At 73.6% G+C, this 15,244-nt stretch carries 16 protein-coding genes; 15 read left to right on the top strand and 1 reads right to left on the bottom strand.

Going from position 1 to position 15,244, the window contains the following annotated elements; translation table 11 throughout:
- The 6 genes from AOM07_RS09235 to AOM07_RS09210 all read left to right on the top strand — a co-directional run.
- Window positions 1-704: IS30 family transposase (locus AOM07_RS09235; protein WP_156171896.1), on the top strand; the 704-nt coding region annotated here is incomplete at its 5' end.
- Between the two features lie 184 nt (window positions 705-888).
- On the top strand, window positions 889-1,245 hold the full coding sequence (locus AOM07_RS09230; RefSeq protein WP_062313040.1) for a YraN family protein: 357 nt from the start codon (window positions 889-891) through the stop codon (window positions 1,243-1,245).
- Between the two features lie 17 nt (window positions 1,246-1,262).
- Complete coding sequence (locus AOM07_RS09225) at window positions 1,263-2,750, top strand: YifB family Mg chelatase-like AAA ATPase (RefSeq protein WP_267127782.1); 1,488 nt, start codon at window positions 1,263-1,265, stop codon at window positions 2,748-2,750.
- A complete protein-coding gene (dprA, locus tag AOM07_RS09220; protein ID WP_062313038.1) occupies window positions 2,747-3,907 on the top strand; it encodes a DNA-processing protein DprA in 1,161 nt (386 codons plus the stop codon). Before AOM07_RS09225 ends, dprA begins: the two co-directional genes overlap by 4 nt.
- A gap of 105 nt (window positions 3,908-4,012) precedes the next feature.
- Window positions 4,013-4,942 carry a tyrosine-type recombinase/integrase gene (locus AOM07_RS09215; RefSeq protein ID WP_062313037.1) on the top strand — a complete coding sequence of 310 codons (930 nt, stop codon included), beginning with the start codon at window positions 4,013-4,015 and terminating at the stop codon, window positions 4,940-4,942.
- A gap of 13 nt (window positions 4,943-4,955) precedes the next feature.
- Entirely contained in the window at window positions 4,956-5,780 is an 825-nt protein-coding gene (locus AOM07_RS09210) for a FliA/WhiG family RNA polymerase sigma factor (RefSeq protein WP_062313035.1), read from the top strand.
- Here AOM07_RS09210 and AOM07_RS09205 read toward each other — a convergent pair.
- The gene (locus AOM07_RS09205) at window positions 5,773-6,399 is read right to left on the bottom strand and encodes a M23 family metallopeptidase (protein ID WP_062313034.1); all 627 of its coding nucleotides are present in this window, start codon (window positions 6,397-6,399) and stop codon (window positions 5,773-5,775) included. The two genes, AOM07_RS09210 and AOM07_RS09205, sit on opposite strands and share 8 nt — an antisense overlap.
- A gap of 333 nt (window positions 6,400-6,732) precedes the next feature.
- Here AOM07_RS09205 and rpsB point away from each other — a divergent pair, with 333 nt between their 5' ends.
- The 9 genes from rpsB to AOM07_RS09160 all read left to right on the top strand — a co-directional run bounded on the left by rpsB (window position 6,733) and on the right by AOM07_RS09160 (window position 15,225).
- Entirely contained in the window at window positions 6,733-7,617 is an 885-nt protein-coding gene (gene rpsB, locus AOM07_RS09200; protein ID WP_062313032.1) for a 30S ribosomal protein S2, read from the top strand.
- Window positions 7,618-7,653: 36 nt separating this feature from the next.
- Window positions 7,654-8,493 carry a translation elongation factor Ts gene (gene tsf / locus AOM07_RS09195; RefSeq protein WP_062313030.1) on the top strand — a complete coding sequence of 280 codons (840 nt, stop codon included), beginning with the start codon at window positions 7,654-7,656 and terminating at the stop codon, window positions 8,491-8,493.
- Window positions 8,494-8,563: 70 nt separating this feature from the next.
- Complete coding sequence (gene pyrH / locus AOM07_RS09190) at window positions 8,564-9,310, top strand: UMP kinase (protein ID WP_062313028.1); 747 nt, start codon at window positions 8,564-8,566, stop codon at window positions 9,308-9,310.
- 32 nt (window positions 9,311-9,342) lie between these two features.
- Window positions 9,343-9,891: a ribosome recycling factor gene (frr, locus tag AOM07_RS09185; RefSeq protein ID WP_439644856.1), complete on the top strand. Its 549-nt coding sequence runs from the start codon at window positions 9,343-9,345 to the stop codon at window positions 9,889-9,891.
- Window positions 9,892-9,922: 31 nt separating this feature from the next.
- Complete coding sequence (locus AOM07_RS09180) at window positions 9,923-11,083, top strand: phosphatidate cytidylyltransferase (RefSeq protein WP_062313024.1); 1,161 nt, start codon at window positions 9,923-9,925, stop codon at window positions 11,081-11,083.
- Window positions 11,080-12,192 (top strand): dual-specificity RNA methyltransferase RlmN, encoded by a 1,113-nt coding sequence (rlmN, locus tag AOM07_RS09175; protein WP_062313023.1) that lies wholly within the window; start codon window positions 11,080-11,082, stop codon window positions 12,190-12,192. The genes AOM07_RS09180 and rlmN overlap by 4 nt, the downstream gene beginning before the upstream one ends.
- Complete coding sequence (locus AOM07_RS09170; protein ID WP_062313021.1) at window positions 12,192-12,755, top strand: DivIVA domain-containing protein; 564 nt, start codon at window positions 12,192-12,194, stop codon at window positions 12,753-12,755. Before rlmN ends, AOM07_RS09170 begins: the two co-directional genes overlap by 1 nt.
- The gene (gene dxr / locus AOM07_RS09165; protein WP_062313018.1) at window positions 12,752-13,906 is read left to right on the top strand and encodes a 1-deoxy-D-xylulose-5-phosphate reductoisomerase; all 1,155 of its coding nucleotides are present in this window, start codon (window positions 12,752-12,754) and stop codon (window positions 13,904-13,906) included. Before AOM07_RS09170 ends, dxr begins: the two co-directional genes overlap by 4 nt.
- A gap of 5 nt (window positions 13,907-13,911) precedes the next feature.
- Window positions 13,912-15,225: a M50 family metallopeptidase gene (locus AOM07_RS09160; RefSeq protein WP_062313016.1), complete on the top strand. Its 1,314-nt coding sequence runs from the start codon at window positions 13,912-13,914 to the stop codon at window positions 15,223-15,225.
- The last annotated feature ends 19 nt before the right edge of the window (window positions 15,226-15,244 follow it).

The following is a 15,244-nucleotide window of genomic DNA, read 5'->3' as shown; positions in this document are numbered from 1 at the left end:
GTCACGCTCTGATCGACGAGTATCCCAGCGACGAGAGCATGCGCGTGAGCCACGAGACGATCTACCAGGCGATCTACGTCCAGGCCCGGGGTGGGCTGAAACGTGAGGTCGCCGCCGCACTGCGCACGGGACGCACCCGGCGCAAGCCCCACCGTGACCCCGCCCAGCGCACCAAGCGCTTCGTGGACGACATGATCATGATCAGTGAGCGTCCCGCCGAGGTCGAGGACCGTGCCGTGCCCGGCCACTGGGAGGGCGACCTCATCGTCGGCGCGAACAACGCCTCCGCGATCGTCACCCTGGTGGAACGATCGACCCGCTACGTGATGCTGGGCCACCTGCCCGCCGGTCACACGGCTGAGGAGGTCCGCGACGTCCTCGTGCCCCTGATCGGCACCCTGCCGGAGCATCTGCGCGGGTCGCTGACCTGGGACCAGGGAGCCGAGATGTCCGGCCACAAGCAGTTCACCGTCGCGACCGGCGTGCCCGTGTACTTCTGCGACCCCCACTCGCCCTGGCAGCGCGGATCGAACGAGAACACCAACGGGCTGCTGCGCCAGTACTTCCCCAAGGGCACCAACCTGGCCGTTCACAGCGCCGTGGACCTCGAGCATGTCGCCCAGGAACTCAACGGCCGCCCACGCAAAACGCTCGGCTGGAAAACTCCAGCCGAGCGTCTGCGTGATCTACTACTGACCACCTAGCCAAACACCAGGTGTTGCGAGGACCCCAAGAATCCGCCGATCCTCCCCGCCCTTCTCGCGTGTCCGGAGAGCGCGTGGGGACGATGCGCACGGCACCTGGCGCACCGTGCCCCCTCCACAGCCCGGCGGCCGCCCGCGGCGCCCTGCCCGCGCATCGTCCACCGTGGACCGCGGAGGTGGGGCGATGGCGGTCAAGGACGAGGTGGGCCGGTACGGCGAGGAGCTCGCCGCGCGGCGGCTCCTCGAGGACGGGTGGGAGGTGCTCGCGCGCAACTGGCGGTGCGGCCTCGGGGAGGTCGACATCGTCGCGCGGGACGGCGCCGAGGTGGTCTTCGTCGAGGTGAAGACGCGCCGCTCCGACGCGTTCGGGGGCGCGCTCGCGGCGGTCACCGGGGCGAAGGTGCGCCGCCTGCGCAGGCTCGCGGGGGAGTGGCTCGCGGGCCAGCCGCTCGTGTGGGCGGGTGCACGGATCGACGTGGTCGCGGTCACCCTGCCGCGCTCGGGGCCCGCGGTCGTCGAGCATGTGCGGGGCGTCGGGTGATCGGGCGGTGCCGCTCCGTGGTGCTCACGGGGCTCGCGGGCCACGTCATCGACGTCGAGGCGCACGTCGCGCGCGGGCTGCCCGCCTTCACCATCGTCGGGCTGCCCGACGCCTCCCTCGCGGAGGCCAAGGACCGCGTGCGGGCCGCGGTCGCGTCCTCGGGCGTCGAGTGGCCGCGCCAGCGCATCACCGTCAACCTGTCGCCCGCGTCGCTGCCCAAGTCCGGCCCGGCCACGGACCTCGCCATCGCCGTCGCGGTGCTCGCGGCCGCGCGCACCGTCGACGCCCGACGCGCGCGCGAGCTCGTGCTCCTCGGCGAGCTGGGGCTCGACGGCCGGGTCCGTCCCGTGCGCGGCGTCCTGCCCGCCGTGGCGGCCGCGGTCGACGTGGGCGCCGCGCGCGTCGTGGTGCCCGCGGGCAACGCGGCCGAGGCGGCGCTCGTGTCCGGCGCGCAGGTGGAGGGGGCCGCCGCGCTCGCGACGGTGCTGCGCGCGCTCGGCGCCGACGCCCGCGCGGAGTCCGTCGAGCCCGTCCACGCGCCCGCGGTGGCGCATGCCCGGATCTCGCCGCCCGACCTCGCCGACGTCCGCGGCCAGGAGGCGGCGCGCACCGCGCTCGAGGTGGCGGCGGCGGGCGGCCACCACCTCCTCATGCTCGGCCCGCCCGGCGCGGGCAAGACGATGCTCGCGGAGCGGCTGCCCGGGATCCTCCCCGACCTCGACGACGCCGAGGCGGTGCGCGTCACCGCGGTGCATTCGCTCGCCGGCGCGTTCGACCCGGCGGACGGGCTGATGCGACGCCCGCCGTTCGAGGCGCCGCATCACACCGCGTCGTCGGCCGCGATCGTCGGCGGTGGTGCCGGCCTCGCGCGTCCGGGGGCGGTGTCGCTCGCGCACGCGGGAGTGCTGTTCCTCGACGAGGCGCCGGAGTTCCCCACGCGCGTGCTCGACACCCTCCGCCAGCCGCTCGAACGCGGCGAGATCGTGCTCCACCGCGCGCACGGCGCGACCCGCTACCCGGCGCGGTTCCAGCTCGTGCTCGCGGCCAACCCGTGCCCGTGCGGCCGATTCGCCGGCACGGGGGAGGGGTGCTCGTGCGCGCCGATCGCGCGCCGCCGCTACCTGTCGCGGCTGTCCGGGCCGCTGCTCGACCGCATCGACATCCAGGTGCAGGTCGCCGCCGCCGCGCGCGCGGACGAGCCCGGCGAGCCGAGCGTCGCGGTCGCGGCGCGCGTGGCCGAGGCCCGCGCCGCCGCGACCGAGAGGCTCGCGCCGTGCGGATGGCGGGTGGGCGCCGAGGTGCCCGGGACGTGGCTGCGCGAGGCGACGTCGCGCGCCGCGTGCGCGGGACTCTGGCGCGCCGTGGACCGGGGCGCGCTCACGGCCCGCGGCTTCGATCGCGCGCTGAGGCTCGCCTGGACGCTCGCGGACCTCGAGGGCGTCGCGTCGCCCGGCGTCGACCACGTCGCCGAGGCGCTCGCGCTCCGGCAGGGGGTCGCGGCGTGAGCGAGGTCGGCGACGCGGACGCCCGGCTCGTGTGGAGCGCCATCGCCGAGCCGGCCGACGAGGAGGCGTCGTGGCTCGTCGGGCGGCTCGGCCATGCGGAGGCGCTCGCGTGGGCGAGGGCGGCGGACGGCGACCCGGTCGCGGCGACGGTGGTGCTGGCGGCGGATCCCCGCGAGGCGGATCGCGTGCTCCGCGCCGTGGGCAGGTGGAGGCCTCGGCTCGCTGCCGCGGATCCGGACGCCCTGCGCGAGCGCGCCGCGCGCATCGGCGCCAGGCCGCTCACCGCGGGCGAGCCGGGGTGGCCCGCCGCGCTCGACGATCTGGGCTGGAGCGCGCCGCACGCGCTGTGGGTCCGGGGCGAGGCCGACCTCGCGGCATGGTGGCCCCGGTCGGTCGCGGTCGTCGGCTCGCGCGCCTCCACCGCGTACGGGGAGCACATCGCCGCGGAGGTGGCGGCCGTCGCGGCCGACGCGGGCCTCGCGGTGGTGAGCGGCGGCGCCTACGGGATCGACGCCGCGGCCCACCGGGGCGCGCTCGCGGCCGGCGGCGTCACGGTGGCGGTGCTGGCCGGCGGGGTCGACCGCCTCTACCCCGCGGGGAACGCCACGCTGCTCGCCCGGGTGATCGCCGCGGGCGCCGTGGTGAGCGAGCAGCCGCCCGGCTTCGCACCGCAGCGGCAGCGCTTCCTCAGCCGCAACCGGCTCATCGCCGCCGCCGGGGCCACCGTGGTGGTGGAGGCGGCTCATCGGTCCGGCGCCCTCAGCACGGCCCGTCACGCGGCCGAGCTCCATCGGACGGTGGCGGCCGTGCCCGGCCCGCTCACCTCCGCGGCGTCGGTCGGCTGCCTAAGGCTCATCAGGAACCACGAGGCGGAGCTGCTCGCGTCCCCCGCGGACGTGCTCGAGCTCGCGCTGCCGGTGGGGGAGGCGCCGGACCAGGACGGCGCGCCGCGCACCGGGACGGACTTCCGCACCCGGGCGGAGCGCCAGGCCTATGGCGCGATCCCGCGGCGCGGCGCCCCCGCCGGTGCCGTCGCGATCGCCGCCGGCCTCACCGCCGAGGAGGCGCGGACGGCGCTCGCGGGCCTCGCGGGCCGGGGTCTCGCGGCGGTGGCGGGAGGGGTGTGGACCAGGGCCGATGGCGATCAACCGGCCTGATAAAACGGACAATCCCCGACAAAAGATGCGTGATAGGTGGGGACGATGTTACAAATGTGACTCAAGGTATTGATTTGACAGGTGAGACGGTGTCATGGTGGCGCCATGACCAGCACGGATGCCGCAGCGAGCGAGCTGCTCGCAGCCTTCGAGGGGTACCTGCGCCACGAGCGCGGCCTCTCGGGCAACACCGTGCGCGCCTACCTCGGCGACCTGCTCAACCTGGGCGCCCACCTCGGCGTCTTGCGGGCCGACGGGATCGACGCCGCTCTCGCCGGCGTCGCGCTCGCCGACCTCCGCTCCTGGCTCGCGGCGATGGACGGCGACGGCCTGAGCCGCACCACCCTCGCCCGTCGCGGCGCCGCCGCGCGGGCGTTCTTCGCGTGGGCGTCCGACACCGGCCGGATCGTCCCCAACCCGGCGCTGCGCCTCGCCTCGGCGCGACCGGCGACGGTCCTGCCCACGGTCCTCACCGCGGCCGAGGTCGAGACGCTGCTCGGCGTGGCTCGCACCCGCGCCGACGACGGCGACCCGGTGCACCTGCGCGACTGGGCGGCCGTCGAGATGCTCTACGCGACCGGCATGCGCGTGGGTGAGCTCGCGGGCGTCGACCTGGGCGACCTCGACCTCGGCGAGCGCCTCGTGCGGGTCGTCGGCAAGGGCGACAAGGAGCGTGTCGTGCCGTTCGGCGTGCCCGCCGCGGTCGCGACGACCACCTGGCTGGAGCGCGGCCGACCCGCGCTCGTCAGCGAGGCCACCGGCTCGGCCCTGCTGCTCGGCCGGCGCGGACAGCGCGTCGACCAGCGCCAGGTGCGCGAGGCCGTCCACGAGCTGTGCCGGCTCGCCGGCGTCGACGAGGTCGCCCCGCACGCGCTGCGGCACACGGCGGCCACCCACCTGCTCACCGGCGGCTCCGACCTGCGGAGCGTCCAGGAGGTCCTCGGTCACGCGAGCCTCGCCACCACCCAGCGCTACACCCACGTGTCCGCCGAGCGGCTCCGCGCCGCCTACCACCTCGCTCATCCGCGCGCCTAGAGGGAGACGCACCATGTCCGAGCTCAACAGCCTGCTCTCCGAAGTCGAGCCCGAGGCCCCGGCCGCCGTCGCCGGCGCCAGCGGGGCCGTCGCCGCCTGGTGGGAGCTGCTCGCCGCCGACGGCCCGGACCGCGCCGCCGCCCGCGACGCGCTCATCACGCACTACGCCCCGCTCGTCACGCAGGTCGCGACCCGTGTGATCGCGAAGCTGCCCGACACCGTCGAGCTCGCCGACCTCGTCTCGTACGGGATGTTCGGCCTCATCGACGCCGTCGAGCGCTTCGAGCCCGAGCGCGGCTTCAAGTTCGAGACGTACGCCGCGACCCGCATCCGCGGCGCGATCATCGACGAGCTGCGCGCCGCCGACTGGGTGCCGCGCTCGGTCCGCTCGAAGGCCCGCACCCTCGAGCACGCGACCCGCCAGCTCGAGCAGGAGACGCTCGGCCCCGTCTCCGACGAGGACGTCGCCGCCCACCTCGGCTGGGCCACCGCCGAGGTCCGCACCGTCCGCGCCCAGGTCGCGCTCTCCCACGTCGCCGCTCTCGACGGCATGCCCGCCGAGCCCGACACGCAGCCGATCCCCACGCTCGGGTCGCCCGCCATGGCCCAGGCGTCGACGCGCCTCGAGGCGCGGGAGACCTCCGCCCTGCTCGCGGCCGCGGTCCAGGGGGTGCGCGACCGCGAGCAGGAGGTGCTCCGCCTCTACTACTACGAGAACCTCACGCTCGCGCAGATCGGCGAGATCCTCGGCGTCACCGAGTCCCGCGTCTCGCAGATCCACTCGGCCGCCGTGAAGAAGCTCCGCGAGTCGCTGGTCCGCACCGGCGCCTTCAACTGACGGCAGCCTCGGGCCGGCCCGGACCATCCGACCCGGCCGCACCGTCGGGCCGACCCGGCGCCCCGAGCGCTGCGCCGCCCTCGAGCGGCAGCAGCACCACGGGGCCGAAGCCCTCGAGCAGGTCGAGGGGATCGACGTAGCTACCGTGGACGCGCACGCCCCAGTGCACGCACGTGGCCGGCGCGCAGTGCCCCGTGCCCGCGCCCACCTCGCCGACCGGCTCGCCCCGCCCCACGCGGGTGCCCGCGGGCGGCGCATGCGCGACCGGCTCGAGCGACGACACCACGCCGCCGCCGTGGTCGATCGACACGACGCCGCGGTCGACCACGGTCCCCGAGTGGGACACCACGCCGGCGGCGGGCGACAGCACCGTCCCGCCGCGGGCCGCGGCGAGGTCGATGCCGCGATGGCCCGCGGCCCACGGCGCCGCCGGCGCGACGAAGAGCGCGAGCGCCCGCAGCGGCGCGATCGGTGAGGACAGCGGCGACGTCGGCGGCGCCCACGGCGGGGCCGGGAGGGGCACGGACGGGGGAGCGACCCCGGCCGCGGAGGCCGCCGCCGCGCCCATGAGGACGCACGCGGCGGCCAGCGCCGCGAGGGCCCGGGGGTACCGTGTCATGAGGCGACGATGCGCCCGCGGACGGCGGCGCGCGACGCCCGCCGCGGCATCGGTGGAGAACCCAGGGACGGGGCGGCGACGGGGTCATCGCCTCGATTCGCCGCGGGAGCCACCCCTCCGGTACGATTGACCCCGCATCCGGCATGCCCGGATGACGTCGCGCGTCATTCGCCTCCCGATGGAGGCGCCGGAAGGGCGAGGTCCGAGCAATCGGTGCCCGACCGCGTTGGCGCCAGGGATGAGAGCCGCCCGGCTCGCATCGTCAACCGAAAAGGCACCGCCCGCGGTGCCAAGAGAACATGCACGCGCCGCGCGCGTGCGAAAGGAAGTGCCATGGCCGTCGTGACCATGCGCCAGCTGCTCGACTCGGGTGTCCACTTCGGTCACCAGACCAGCCGCTGGAACCCCAAGATGAAGCGCTTCATCTTCACCGAGCGCAACGGCATCTACATCATCGACCTCCAGCAGTCGCTGTCGAAGATCGACGCGGCCTACGAGTTCGTGCGCGACACCGTCCAGCACGGTGGCACCGTCCTCTTCGTCGGCACCAAGCGCCAGGCGCAGGAGCAGATCGCCGAGCAGGCCAAGCGCGTGGGCATGCCCTACGTCAACGAGCGCTGGCTGGGCGGCATGCTCACCAACTTCCAGACCGTGAGCAAGCGTGTCGCGCGCCTCAAGGAGCTCGAGGAGATCGACTTCGACGACGTCGCCGGTTCGGGCCGCACCAAGAAGGAGCTGCTCAACCTCCGTCGCGAGAAGGACAAGCTCGACAAGACCCTCGGCGGCATCCGTGACATGGGCAAGGTCCCGTCGATCGTGTGGATCGTCGACACCAACAAGGAGCACCTCGCGGTCGACGAGGCGAAGAAGCTGGGCGTCCCCGTCGTCGGCATCCTCGACTCGAACTGCGACCCCGACGAGGTCTCGTACGGCATCCCGGGCAACGACGACGCGATCCGCTCCGTCGGCCTGCTCACCCGTGTGATCGCCGACGCGGTCGCCGAGGGCATCCGCCTCCGCCACTCGGGCGGCACCGCCGGTGCCGAGGCCGAGGCCGGCGCGGAGCCGCTCGCCGAGTGGGAGCAGGAGCTGCTCGACGGCGCCAAGGCCGAGGAGCCCGCCGCCGCCACCGAGGAGCCCGCCGCCGCGACCGAGGAGCCGGCCGCCGAGGCCGCCCCCGCCGCCGAGGCCACCGAGGCCCCGGCCGAGGACAAGTAACTCCACTCGTCAGCCACTAGTCAAAGGACTCAACACATGGCTAACTACACCGTTGCCGACATCCAGGCGCTCCGCGAGCGCACCGGCGCCGGCATGCTCGACGTCAAGAAGGCGCTCGACGAGGCCGACGGCGACCTCGACAAGGCCGTGGACATCCTCCGCGTCAAGGGCCTCAAGGGCGTGACGAAGCGCGAGGGCCGCTCGGCCTCCGAGGGCCTCGTCCTCGCCTCGATCCAGGACGTCGACGGCGGCCAGGTCGGCACGCTGCTCGAGCTCAACTCCGAGACCGACTTCGTCGCGAAGAACGAGAAGTTCATCGCGCTCGCGGAGAAGGTCCTGGACGCCGTCGTCGCCGCGGGTGCCGCGGACATCGACGCCGCGCTCGCCGCGGACCTCGACGGCAAGACCGTCAAGGACGTCGTGGACGAGAACGCCGGCGTGCTCGGCGAGAAGATCGTGCTGCGTCGCGTGGCGCGCGTCGAGGCCCCGGTCGTGACCGAGTACCTCCACCGCACCAACAAGGACCTCCCGGCCCAGGTCGGCGTCCTCGTCGGCTCGGACGCGAAGGCGGGCGAGGTCGCGCGCGACGTCGCCATGCACATCGCCGCCTACTCGCCCAAGTACCTCGCGCGTGAGGACGTCCCCGCGGACATCGTCGCGAACGAGGAGCGCGTGGCCGAGGAGACCGCCAAGGGTGAGGGCAAGCCGGAGGCCGCTCTGCCGAAGATCGTGCAGGGCCGCATGAACGGCTTCTTCAAGGAGAACGTGCTCGTCGAGCAGGCGTTCGCCAAGGACCCCAAGACCACGGTCGGCAAGGTCGTCGAGAACGCGGGCGGCGCGGTCGTTTCCTTCGCCCGCTTCCGTGTGGGAGCCTAAGGCTTAGCCAGCAGCACCCCACAAACGCATAGCAAACGAGCGAGGCGCGGCGCGCCGTCAGGAGGTTCATGTGACCGAGACCAGCGATCTGATTTCGGGCACGGAGCCCCAGACGGCGCGCCGCGTTCTTCTCAAGCTCTCCGGCGAGATGTTCGGCGGAGGCAAGCTCGGGCTCGACCCGGACGTGGTCAGCCGCGTCGCCCGCGAGATCGCCGACGCCGTCCGCCAGGGCGTGCAGGTGGCGATCGTCGTCGGCGGCGGCAACTTCTTCCGCGGCGCCGAGCTGTCGGAGCGCGGCATGGAGCGCGCCCGCGCCGACTACATGGGCATGCTCGGCACCGTGATGAACGCCCTCGCCCTCCAGGACTTCCTCGAGCAGGCCGGCGTCGCGACCCGCGTGCAGACCGCCATCACCATGGGCCAGGTCGCCGAGTCGTACATCCCCCTGCGTGCCATCCGGCACATGGAGAAGGGCCGCGTCGTGATCTTCGGCGCCGGCGCCGGCATGCCGTACTTCTCCACCGACACCGTGTCCCTCCAGCGCGCCCTCGAGACGCGCTGCTCCGAGGTGCTCATGGGCAAGAACGGCGTCGACGCGGTCTACACCGCGGACCCGCGCAAGGACCCGTCGGCCGAGCGCCTCGACAGCATCACCTACGGGGAGGCGCTCCAGCGCCGCCTCGCGGTCATGGACGCCGCGGCCTTCTCGCTCGCCATGGACAACCGCATGCCCATGCAGGTCTTCGGGCTCGACACGCCTGGAAATGTGACTCGTGCCCTGCTCGGTGAGAGAATCGGAACCCTGGTGACGGCCTGACGCCGCACCGTTAGGAGACAAGCGTGACTGAGATGATCCTCCTCGAGGCCGAGGAGAACATGGACAACGCGGTGGACGTCGCGAAGAGCAACTTCGCCGCGATCCGCACCGGCCAGGCGAGCAGCGCGATGTTCGCGAACATCGCCGTCGACTACTACGGCGCACCCACGCCGCTGCAGCAGCTCGCGGCGATCAACGTGACCGAGGCCCGCACGGTCGTCATCTCGCCCTACGACGCGGGCGCCAAGAAGGAGATCGAGACCGCGCTGCGGAACTCGGACCTCGGCGTGAACCCGTCCGACGACGGCCAGGTGCTCCGCATCGTGCTCCCGCAGCTGACCGAGGAGCGTCGCCGCGACTACGTCAAGCTCGCCAAGAGCAAGGCCGAGGAGTCGCGCGTCACGCTGCGCAACATGCGCCGCAAGGCGAAGGACCTCATCGACGCCGCCGTCAAGGACGGCGAGGTCGGCGAGGACGAGGGCCAGCGTGCGGAGAAGGAGCTCGACGCGCTCACCAAGAAGCACGTCGACGCCGTCGATGCCCTCCTCGCGCACAAGGAGAGCGAGCTGCTCGAGGTCTGATGCCTGACGCGACCGCGCGACAGGGCGTCTCATGAGGTGGGGGCGCCGCCACGAGGCGGACCCCGACACCTCCGAGCACGACCCGGTGCCGGCGCGACCCCTGTTCGCCCCGGTGAACCCGGAGAACGCGGACCGGCCGGACGCCGGGCCCGCGTGGCCCCCGGGCCTGCCCACGGGCGAGATCGAGCTGCCCGGGCCGGCCGATGCGGCGGTCGAGCCGTCGCCGGAGGTCGCCCCCGCGCCCCACGCCGCCGAGCAGGTGGCCGAGGCGGTCGCGCGAGCCGAGTCCGTCGCCGTCCCGCACACCGCGGGCGAGGACGATGCGGTGGACCCCGTGGACGTGGCCGTGCCCCTCGAGGACGCGGTCCCGGCACCGACGTCGCGCGCGGGCCGCAACCTGGGCCTCGCGACCGTCGTGGGCGTCGTGCTCGCGGTCGGCGCGCTCGTCGCCGCGTGGTGGCACCCGCTCGCGTTCGCCGTGGCCATCTACGGCTTCTGCATCGCCGCCGTGGTCGAGTGGCGCAACGCGCTCGCGCGCCACGGCATGCACGTGTCGCTCGCGCCCGTGCTCATGGCGACCGTCGGCATGGGCGTCGCGACGTGGTTCGGCGGGGGAGAGGGCCTCGTCGTGGCGCTCCTCGTGGCCGCCGCGGGCGTGGCCGCGTGGCGCATCGTCGACGACCGCGTCGAGAACACGCTGTCGGACTCGCTCGTCGGCATCCTCACCCTCACCTGGATCCCGTTCCTCGGCTCGTTCATGCTGCTCCTCGAGCTCGCGGACGAGGGCTGGAAGCGGATCCTCATCGTCATCGCGGCGGTGGTCCTCAACGACACCTTCGCGCTCTTCACGGGCATGCTCATCGGGCGGCGCAAGCTCGCGCCGCGCGTGAGCCCCAAGAAGACGTGGGAGGGTGCCATCGGCGGCGCGGTGTTCGGCATCGCGGGCGCCGCGGTCTTCGCGACCGTCCTGCTCGACGGCCGCTGGTGGATCGGGGCCGCGGTGGGCGCCGCGGCCGTGGTCGCGGCCGTGCTCGGCGACCTCGCCGAGTCCGTCCTCAAGCGCGACCTGTCCGTCAAGGACATGTCCAGCGCCATCCCGGGTCACGGCGGCGTGCTCGACCGCCTCGACTCGATGCTCCCGGCGGCCGCGGCCGCGTACATCGTCTTCGCTCTGCTCCTGGGGACCACATGACCACGCTTCCGACCCTGCCCATGCTCCAGCCGCGCCGGGGCAAGCCGCCGCGGCACTTCGCCGACCTCGACGCCGCCGAGCGGTCCGACGCGGTCAAGCAGCTGGGCCAGCCCGCGTTCCGCGCCAAGCAGCTGGCCACGCACTACTACGACCACCTGACGGTCGACGCGGGCGACATGACGGACCTCCCGGCCGCCGCGCGCGACACGCTCGTCGGCGAGCTGTTCCCGCCGCTGCTCACCAAGGTGACCCAGCTGACGGCCGACGACGGCGCCACCGTGAAGACCCTGTGGAACCTCATCGACCACGCCAAGGTCGAGTCCGTGCTGATGAAGTACCCGGACCGCGCCACGCTGTGCGTCACCAGCCAGGCCGGCTGCGGCATGGCGTGCCCGTTCTGCGCGACCGGGCAGATGGGCCTCACCCGCAACCTCTCCGCGGGCGAGATCGTCGAGCAGGTGCGGCTCGCTGCCCGCCAGGCGCGCGACGGCGAGCTCGGCGGCGACCCCGTCCGCCTGTCCAACGTCGTGTTCATGGGCATGGGCGAGCCGCTCGCGAACTACGCGGCCGTCATCACCGCGGTGCGCGCGCTCACCAGCCCGCCGCCGGAGGGCTTCGGGCTGTCAGCGCGCCACGTCACCGTCTCGACGGTCGGCCTCGTCACCGGCATCGACCGGCTCGCGTCCGAGGGCATCCCCGTGACCCTCGCGCTCAGCCTCCACGCCCCGGACGACGAGCTGCGCGACGAGCTCGTGCCGATCAACGCCCGCTGGAAGGTGGACGAGGCGCTGGACGCCGCGCGCCGCTACTTCGACGCGACCGGCCGCCGCGTGAGCATCGAGTACGCGCTCATCCGCGACATCAACGACCACGCCCACCGCGCGGAGCTGCTCGCGAAGAAGCTCAACGCGCGCGGCGACGGGTGGGTGCACATCAACCCGATCCCGCTCAACCCGACCCCGGGATCCAAGTGGACCGCGTCGGACCCGAAGGTCGAGCAGGAGTTCGTGCGCATCCTCCGGATGCACGGGATTCCCACCACCATCAGGGATACTCGTGGCAGCGACATCGACGGCGCGTGCGGCCAGCTGGCCATCAAGGAGAGGTGATGACGACCCTGTTCCCCAAGGTGGGCTCGCTCAAGCTCGGGTACCACCCGACCCAGGTCGAGGAGTTCTTCGACAAGGCGCGTGCCGCGTACGAGCGCCCCTCGGAGCCCGACGCCGAGCTCGCGCCGCTCGATGTGCGCCGCACCGCGTTCGACCTCAAGCACGGCGGCTACGACACCGGCGCGGTCGACTCCGCGCTCGACCGCCTCGAGGCCGCCTTCGTGGGCCGCCAGCGCGAGGCCTACGTCCGCTCCAACGGCCAGGACGCGTGGATGCAGGAGCTCGCGCAGCGCGCCCAGACGCTCTACCCGCGCCTGCGCCGCCCGGCGGGCGAGCGCTTCGCCCACCCCTCCGCCGTCTCCTCCGGCTACCGCGCGAGCGACGTCGACGACCTCCTCACGCGCGTGACCGCGTTCTTCGACCGCGGCGCGCCGCTGACCGCCGACGAGGTGCGCGGCGCGACCTTCCGCACCGCCCACGGCTCGCGCGCGTACGACGAGGCCACCGTCGACGCCTTCCTCGCGCGCATGGTCGACATCCTGCTCGGCGTCACCGAGGGATGACCCGCACCGTCTCCCTGCTGGGGTCGACCGGATCGATCGGCACCCAGGCGCTCGACGTCGTGTCGCGACACCCCGACCGCCTCGAGGTCGTCGCGCTCGCCGCCGGCGGCTCCGACCCCGACGCGATCGTCGCCCAGGCCCGCGCGCATCGTCCCCGCTACGTGGCCGTCGCGCGCGAGGACGTCGTGCCCGCGCTCGCCGAGGCCCTCCCGGGCATCGAGGTGAGGGGTGGGGCCGATGCGGTGGTCGAGGCCGCCCGCATCGGCGCCGACGTCGTGCTCAACGGCATGACGGGCTCGGTGGGCCTGCGGCCCACCCTCGCGGCGCTCGAGTCCGGCTCGACGCTCGCGCTCGCCAACAAGGAGTCCCTCGTCGCCGGAGGCGCGCTCGTGCACGCCGCGAAGCGGCGCGAGGACCAGATCGTGCCCGTCGACTCCGAGCACTCCGCGCTCGCGCAGTCGCTGCGCTCCGGCAGCCGTGGCGAGGTCCGCCGCCTCGTGGTGACCGCGTCGGGCGGCGCCTTCCGGGGCCGCAGCCGCGCGTCGCTCGCGGCCGTCACGCCCGCCGACGCGCTCGCGCACCCCAACTGGGACATGGGGCCGGTCGTCACCATCAACTCCGCGTCGATGGTGAACAAGGCCCTCGAGGTGGCCGAGGCGCACCTGCTGTTCGACATCCCGATGGACCGCATCGACGTGGTCGTGCACCCGCAGTCCATCGTCCATTCGATGGTCGAGTTCGTCGACGGCGCCACCATCGCGCAGGCCTCGCCGCCGGACATGCGGCTCCCCATCGCCCTCGGCCTCAGCTGGCCCGAGCGGCTGCCCGACGTCGCGCCGCGGCTCGACTGGACGCACGCGCAGGCGTGGACCTTCGAGCCGCTCGACGAGGAGGCGTTCCCCGCGATCCGCCTCATGCGCGCGGCGATGGCCGCATCGCCCCTGCACCCGGCCGTGTTCAACGCCGCCAACGAGGAGTGCGTGCAGGCCTTCGTCGACGGCGCGCTGCCGTTCCTCGGGATCGTGGACACCGTCCGGCGCGTTGTCGAGGAGTACAGCGCCCCCGCGGAGGTCACCCTGGACGAGGTCGACCGCGCGGAGGCGTGGGCGCGCGCCCACGCACGGGACGCGATCGCACGAGTGAGAAGGTAGGAGACATGGCTGAGGTCATCGGGTGGATCGTCCTGCTCGTGGGGCTGCTCGTCTCGATCGCGCTCCACGAGCTCGGGCACATGATCCCTGCGAAGAAGTTCGGCGTGCGGGTGAGCGAGTACTTCGTGGGCTTCGGGCCCACCCTGTGGTCGCGGCGCGGCAAGGAGACCGAGTACGGCGTCAAGGCCATCCCGCTGGGCGGCTACGTCAAGCTCGTCGGGATGATCCCGCCGGCCGAGGCGGTCAAGCCCGTGAGCGGCACCGGCCGCGTCGCCCAGCTCATCGCGGACACGCGCGAGGCCTCCGTCGAGGAGATCCAGCCGGGCGAGGACCACCGCGCCTTCTACCACCTCTCCTGGTGGCGCAAGGCGATCGTGATGTTCGGCGGCCCCTTCGTCAACCTCGTCATCGCCGTGCTGATCTTCACCGGCATCCTCTTCCTCGTCGGCACCCCCGGCCACCCGACGCTCACCGTGTCGCAGGTGACGGCGTGCGTGCCCGCCGCGGGCGCGTCGGACTGCGCTCCGGATGACCCGGCCTCGCCTGCCTCCCAGGCGGGCATCGAGGCGGGCGACACCGTCACCGCGGTCGACGGCACGCCGGTCTCCGACTGGGAGACCTTCACCGACTACGTCGCGGCTCGGCCCGGCGAGGAGGTCGTCCTCACCGTCCAGCGCGACGGCGACGCCGTCGAGATCCCCCTCACGCCCGCGCTGCGCGAGCGCGCCGTGTACGACGACTCCGGCGCGGTGGTGACCGACGCCGACGGCGCGGTCGTCACCGAGGAGGTCGGCTACATGGGCATCGCCCCGGCCACCGAGACGCAGCGGCAGGGGATCGGCGCGGGCCTCGACTACACGGGCTACGTGCTCGGAGCGACGGCGGACGTCATCTGGCACCTGCCGGAGAACGTCTACCACGTGGCGCGCGCGTCGGTCGGGCTCGAGGAGCGCACCACGGACTCCGTCATGGGGCTCGTGGGCGTCGGCCGCGTCGCCGGCGAGATCTCCAGCGCGGACGTCCAGGGCTACTCGATCGCCGACAAGGTGACCGACATGCTCATGCTCCTGGGCAGCCTCAACCTCGCGCTCTTCGCCTTCAACATGATCCCGCTCGTCCCCCTGGACGGTGGGCACATCGCCTCCGCCTTCTGGCAGGGCATCAAGAACGGCTGGGCGCGCCTGCGCGGCCTGCCGCGGCCGGCGCCCGTCGACGTGGCCCGCATGATGCCCCTCGCCTACGGCGTCTTCGCCCTGCTTCTCGCCATGGGCGTCATCCTCATCTATGCGGACATCGTCGCGCCCGTCAGCGTGGTGTGACGGCGGTACCGCACCGACC

Origin of the sequence: Demequina rhizosphaerae, from assembly GCF_000971255.1 — a bacterium.
Lineage (GTDB): Bacteria > Actinomycetota > Actinomycetes > Actinomycetales > Demequinaceae > Demequina > Demequina rhizosphaerae.
The sequence above is the reverse complement of the archived record's forward strand: the minus strand, read 5'-3'. Positions and strand labels throughout refer to the sequence as shown.

What these genes read in the sequence shown, in the direction of transcription:
- AOM07_RS09230 (WP_062313040.1), top strand. Translation starts at nt 889, where the DNA reads ATGGCGGTCAAGGACGAGGTGGGCCGGTACGGCGAGGAGCTCGCCGCG.
- AOM07_RS09215 (WP_062313037.1), top strand. Translation starts at nt 4,013, where the DNA reads ATGACCAGCACGGATGCCGCAGCGAGCGAGCTGCTCGCAGCCTTCGAG.
- AOM07_RS09210 (WP_062313035.1), top strand. Translation starts at nt 4,956, where the DNA reads ATGTCCGAGCTCAACAGCCTGCTCTCCGAAGTCGAGCCCGAGGCCCCG.
- AOM07_RS09205 (WP_062313034.1), bottom strand. Translation starts at nt 6,399, where the DNA reads ATGACACGGTACCCCCGGGCCCTCGCGGCGCTGGCCGCCGCGTGCGTC.
- rpsB (WP_062313032.1), top strand. Translation starts at nt 6,733, where the DNA reads ATGGCCGTCGTGACCATGCGCCAGCTGCTCGACTCGGGTGTCCACTTC.
- tsf (WP_062313030.1), top strand. Translation starts at nt 7,654, where the DNA reads ATGGCTAACTACACCGTTGCCGACATCCAGGCGCTCCGCGAGCGCACC.
- frr (WP_439644856.1), top strand. Translation starts at nt 9,343, where the DNA reads ATGATCCTCCTCGAGGCCGAGGAGAACATGGACAACGCGGTGGACGTC.
- AOM07_RS09180 (WP_062313024.1), top strand. Translation starts at nt 9,923, where the DNA reads ATGAGGTGGGGGCGCCGCCACGAGGCGGACCCCGACACCTCCGAGCAC.
- rlmN (WP_062313023.1), top strand. Translation starts at nt 11,080, where the DNA reads ATGACCACGCTTCCGACCCTGCCCATGCTCCAGCCGCGCCGGGGCAAG.
- AOM07_RS09170 (WP_062313021.1), top strand. Translation starts at nt 12,192, where the DNA reads ATGACGACCCTGTTCCCCAAGGTGGGCTCGCTCAAGCTCGGGTACCAC.
- dxr (WP_062313018.1), top strand. Translation starts at nt 12,752, where the DNA reads ATGACCCGCACCGTCTCCCTGCTGGGGTCGACCGGATCGATCGGCACC.
- AOM07_RS09160 (WP_062313016.1), top strand. Translation starts at nt 13,912, where the DNA reads ATGGCTGAGGTCATCGGGTGGATCGTCCTGCTCGTGGGGCTGCTCGTC.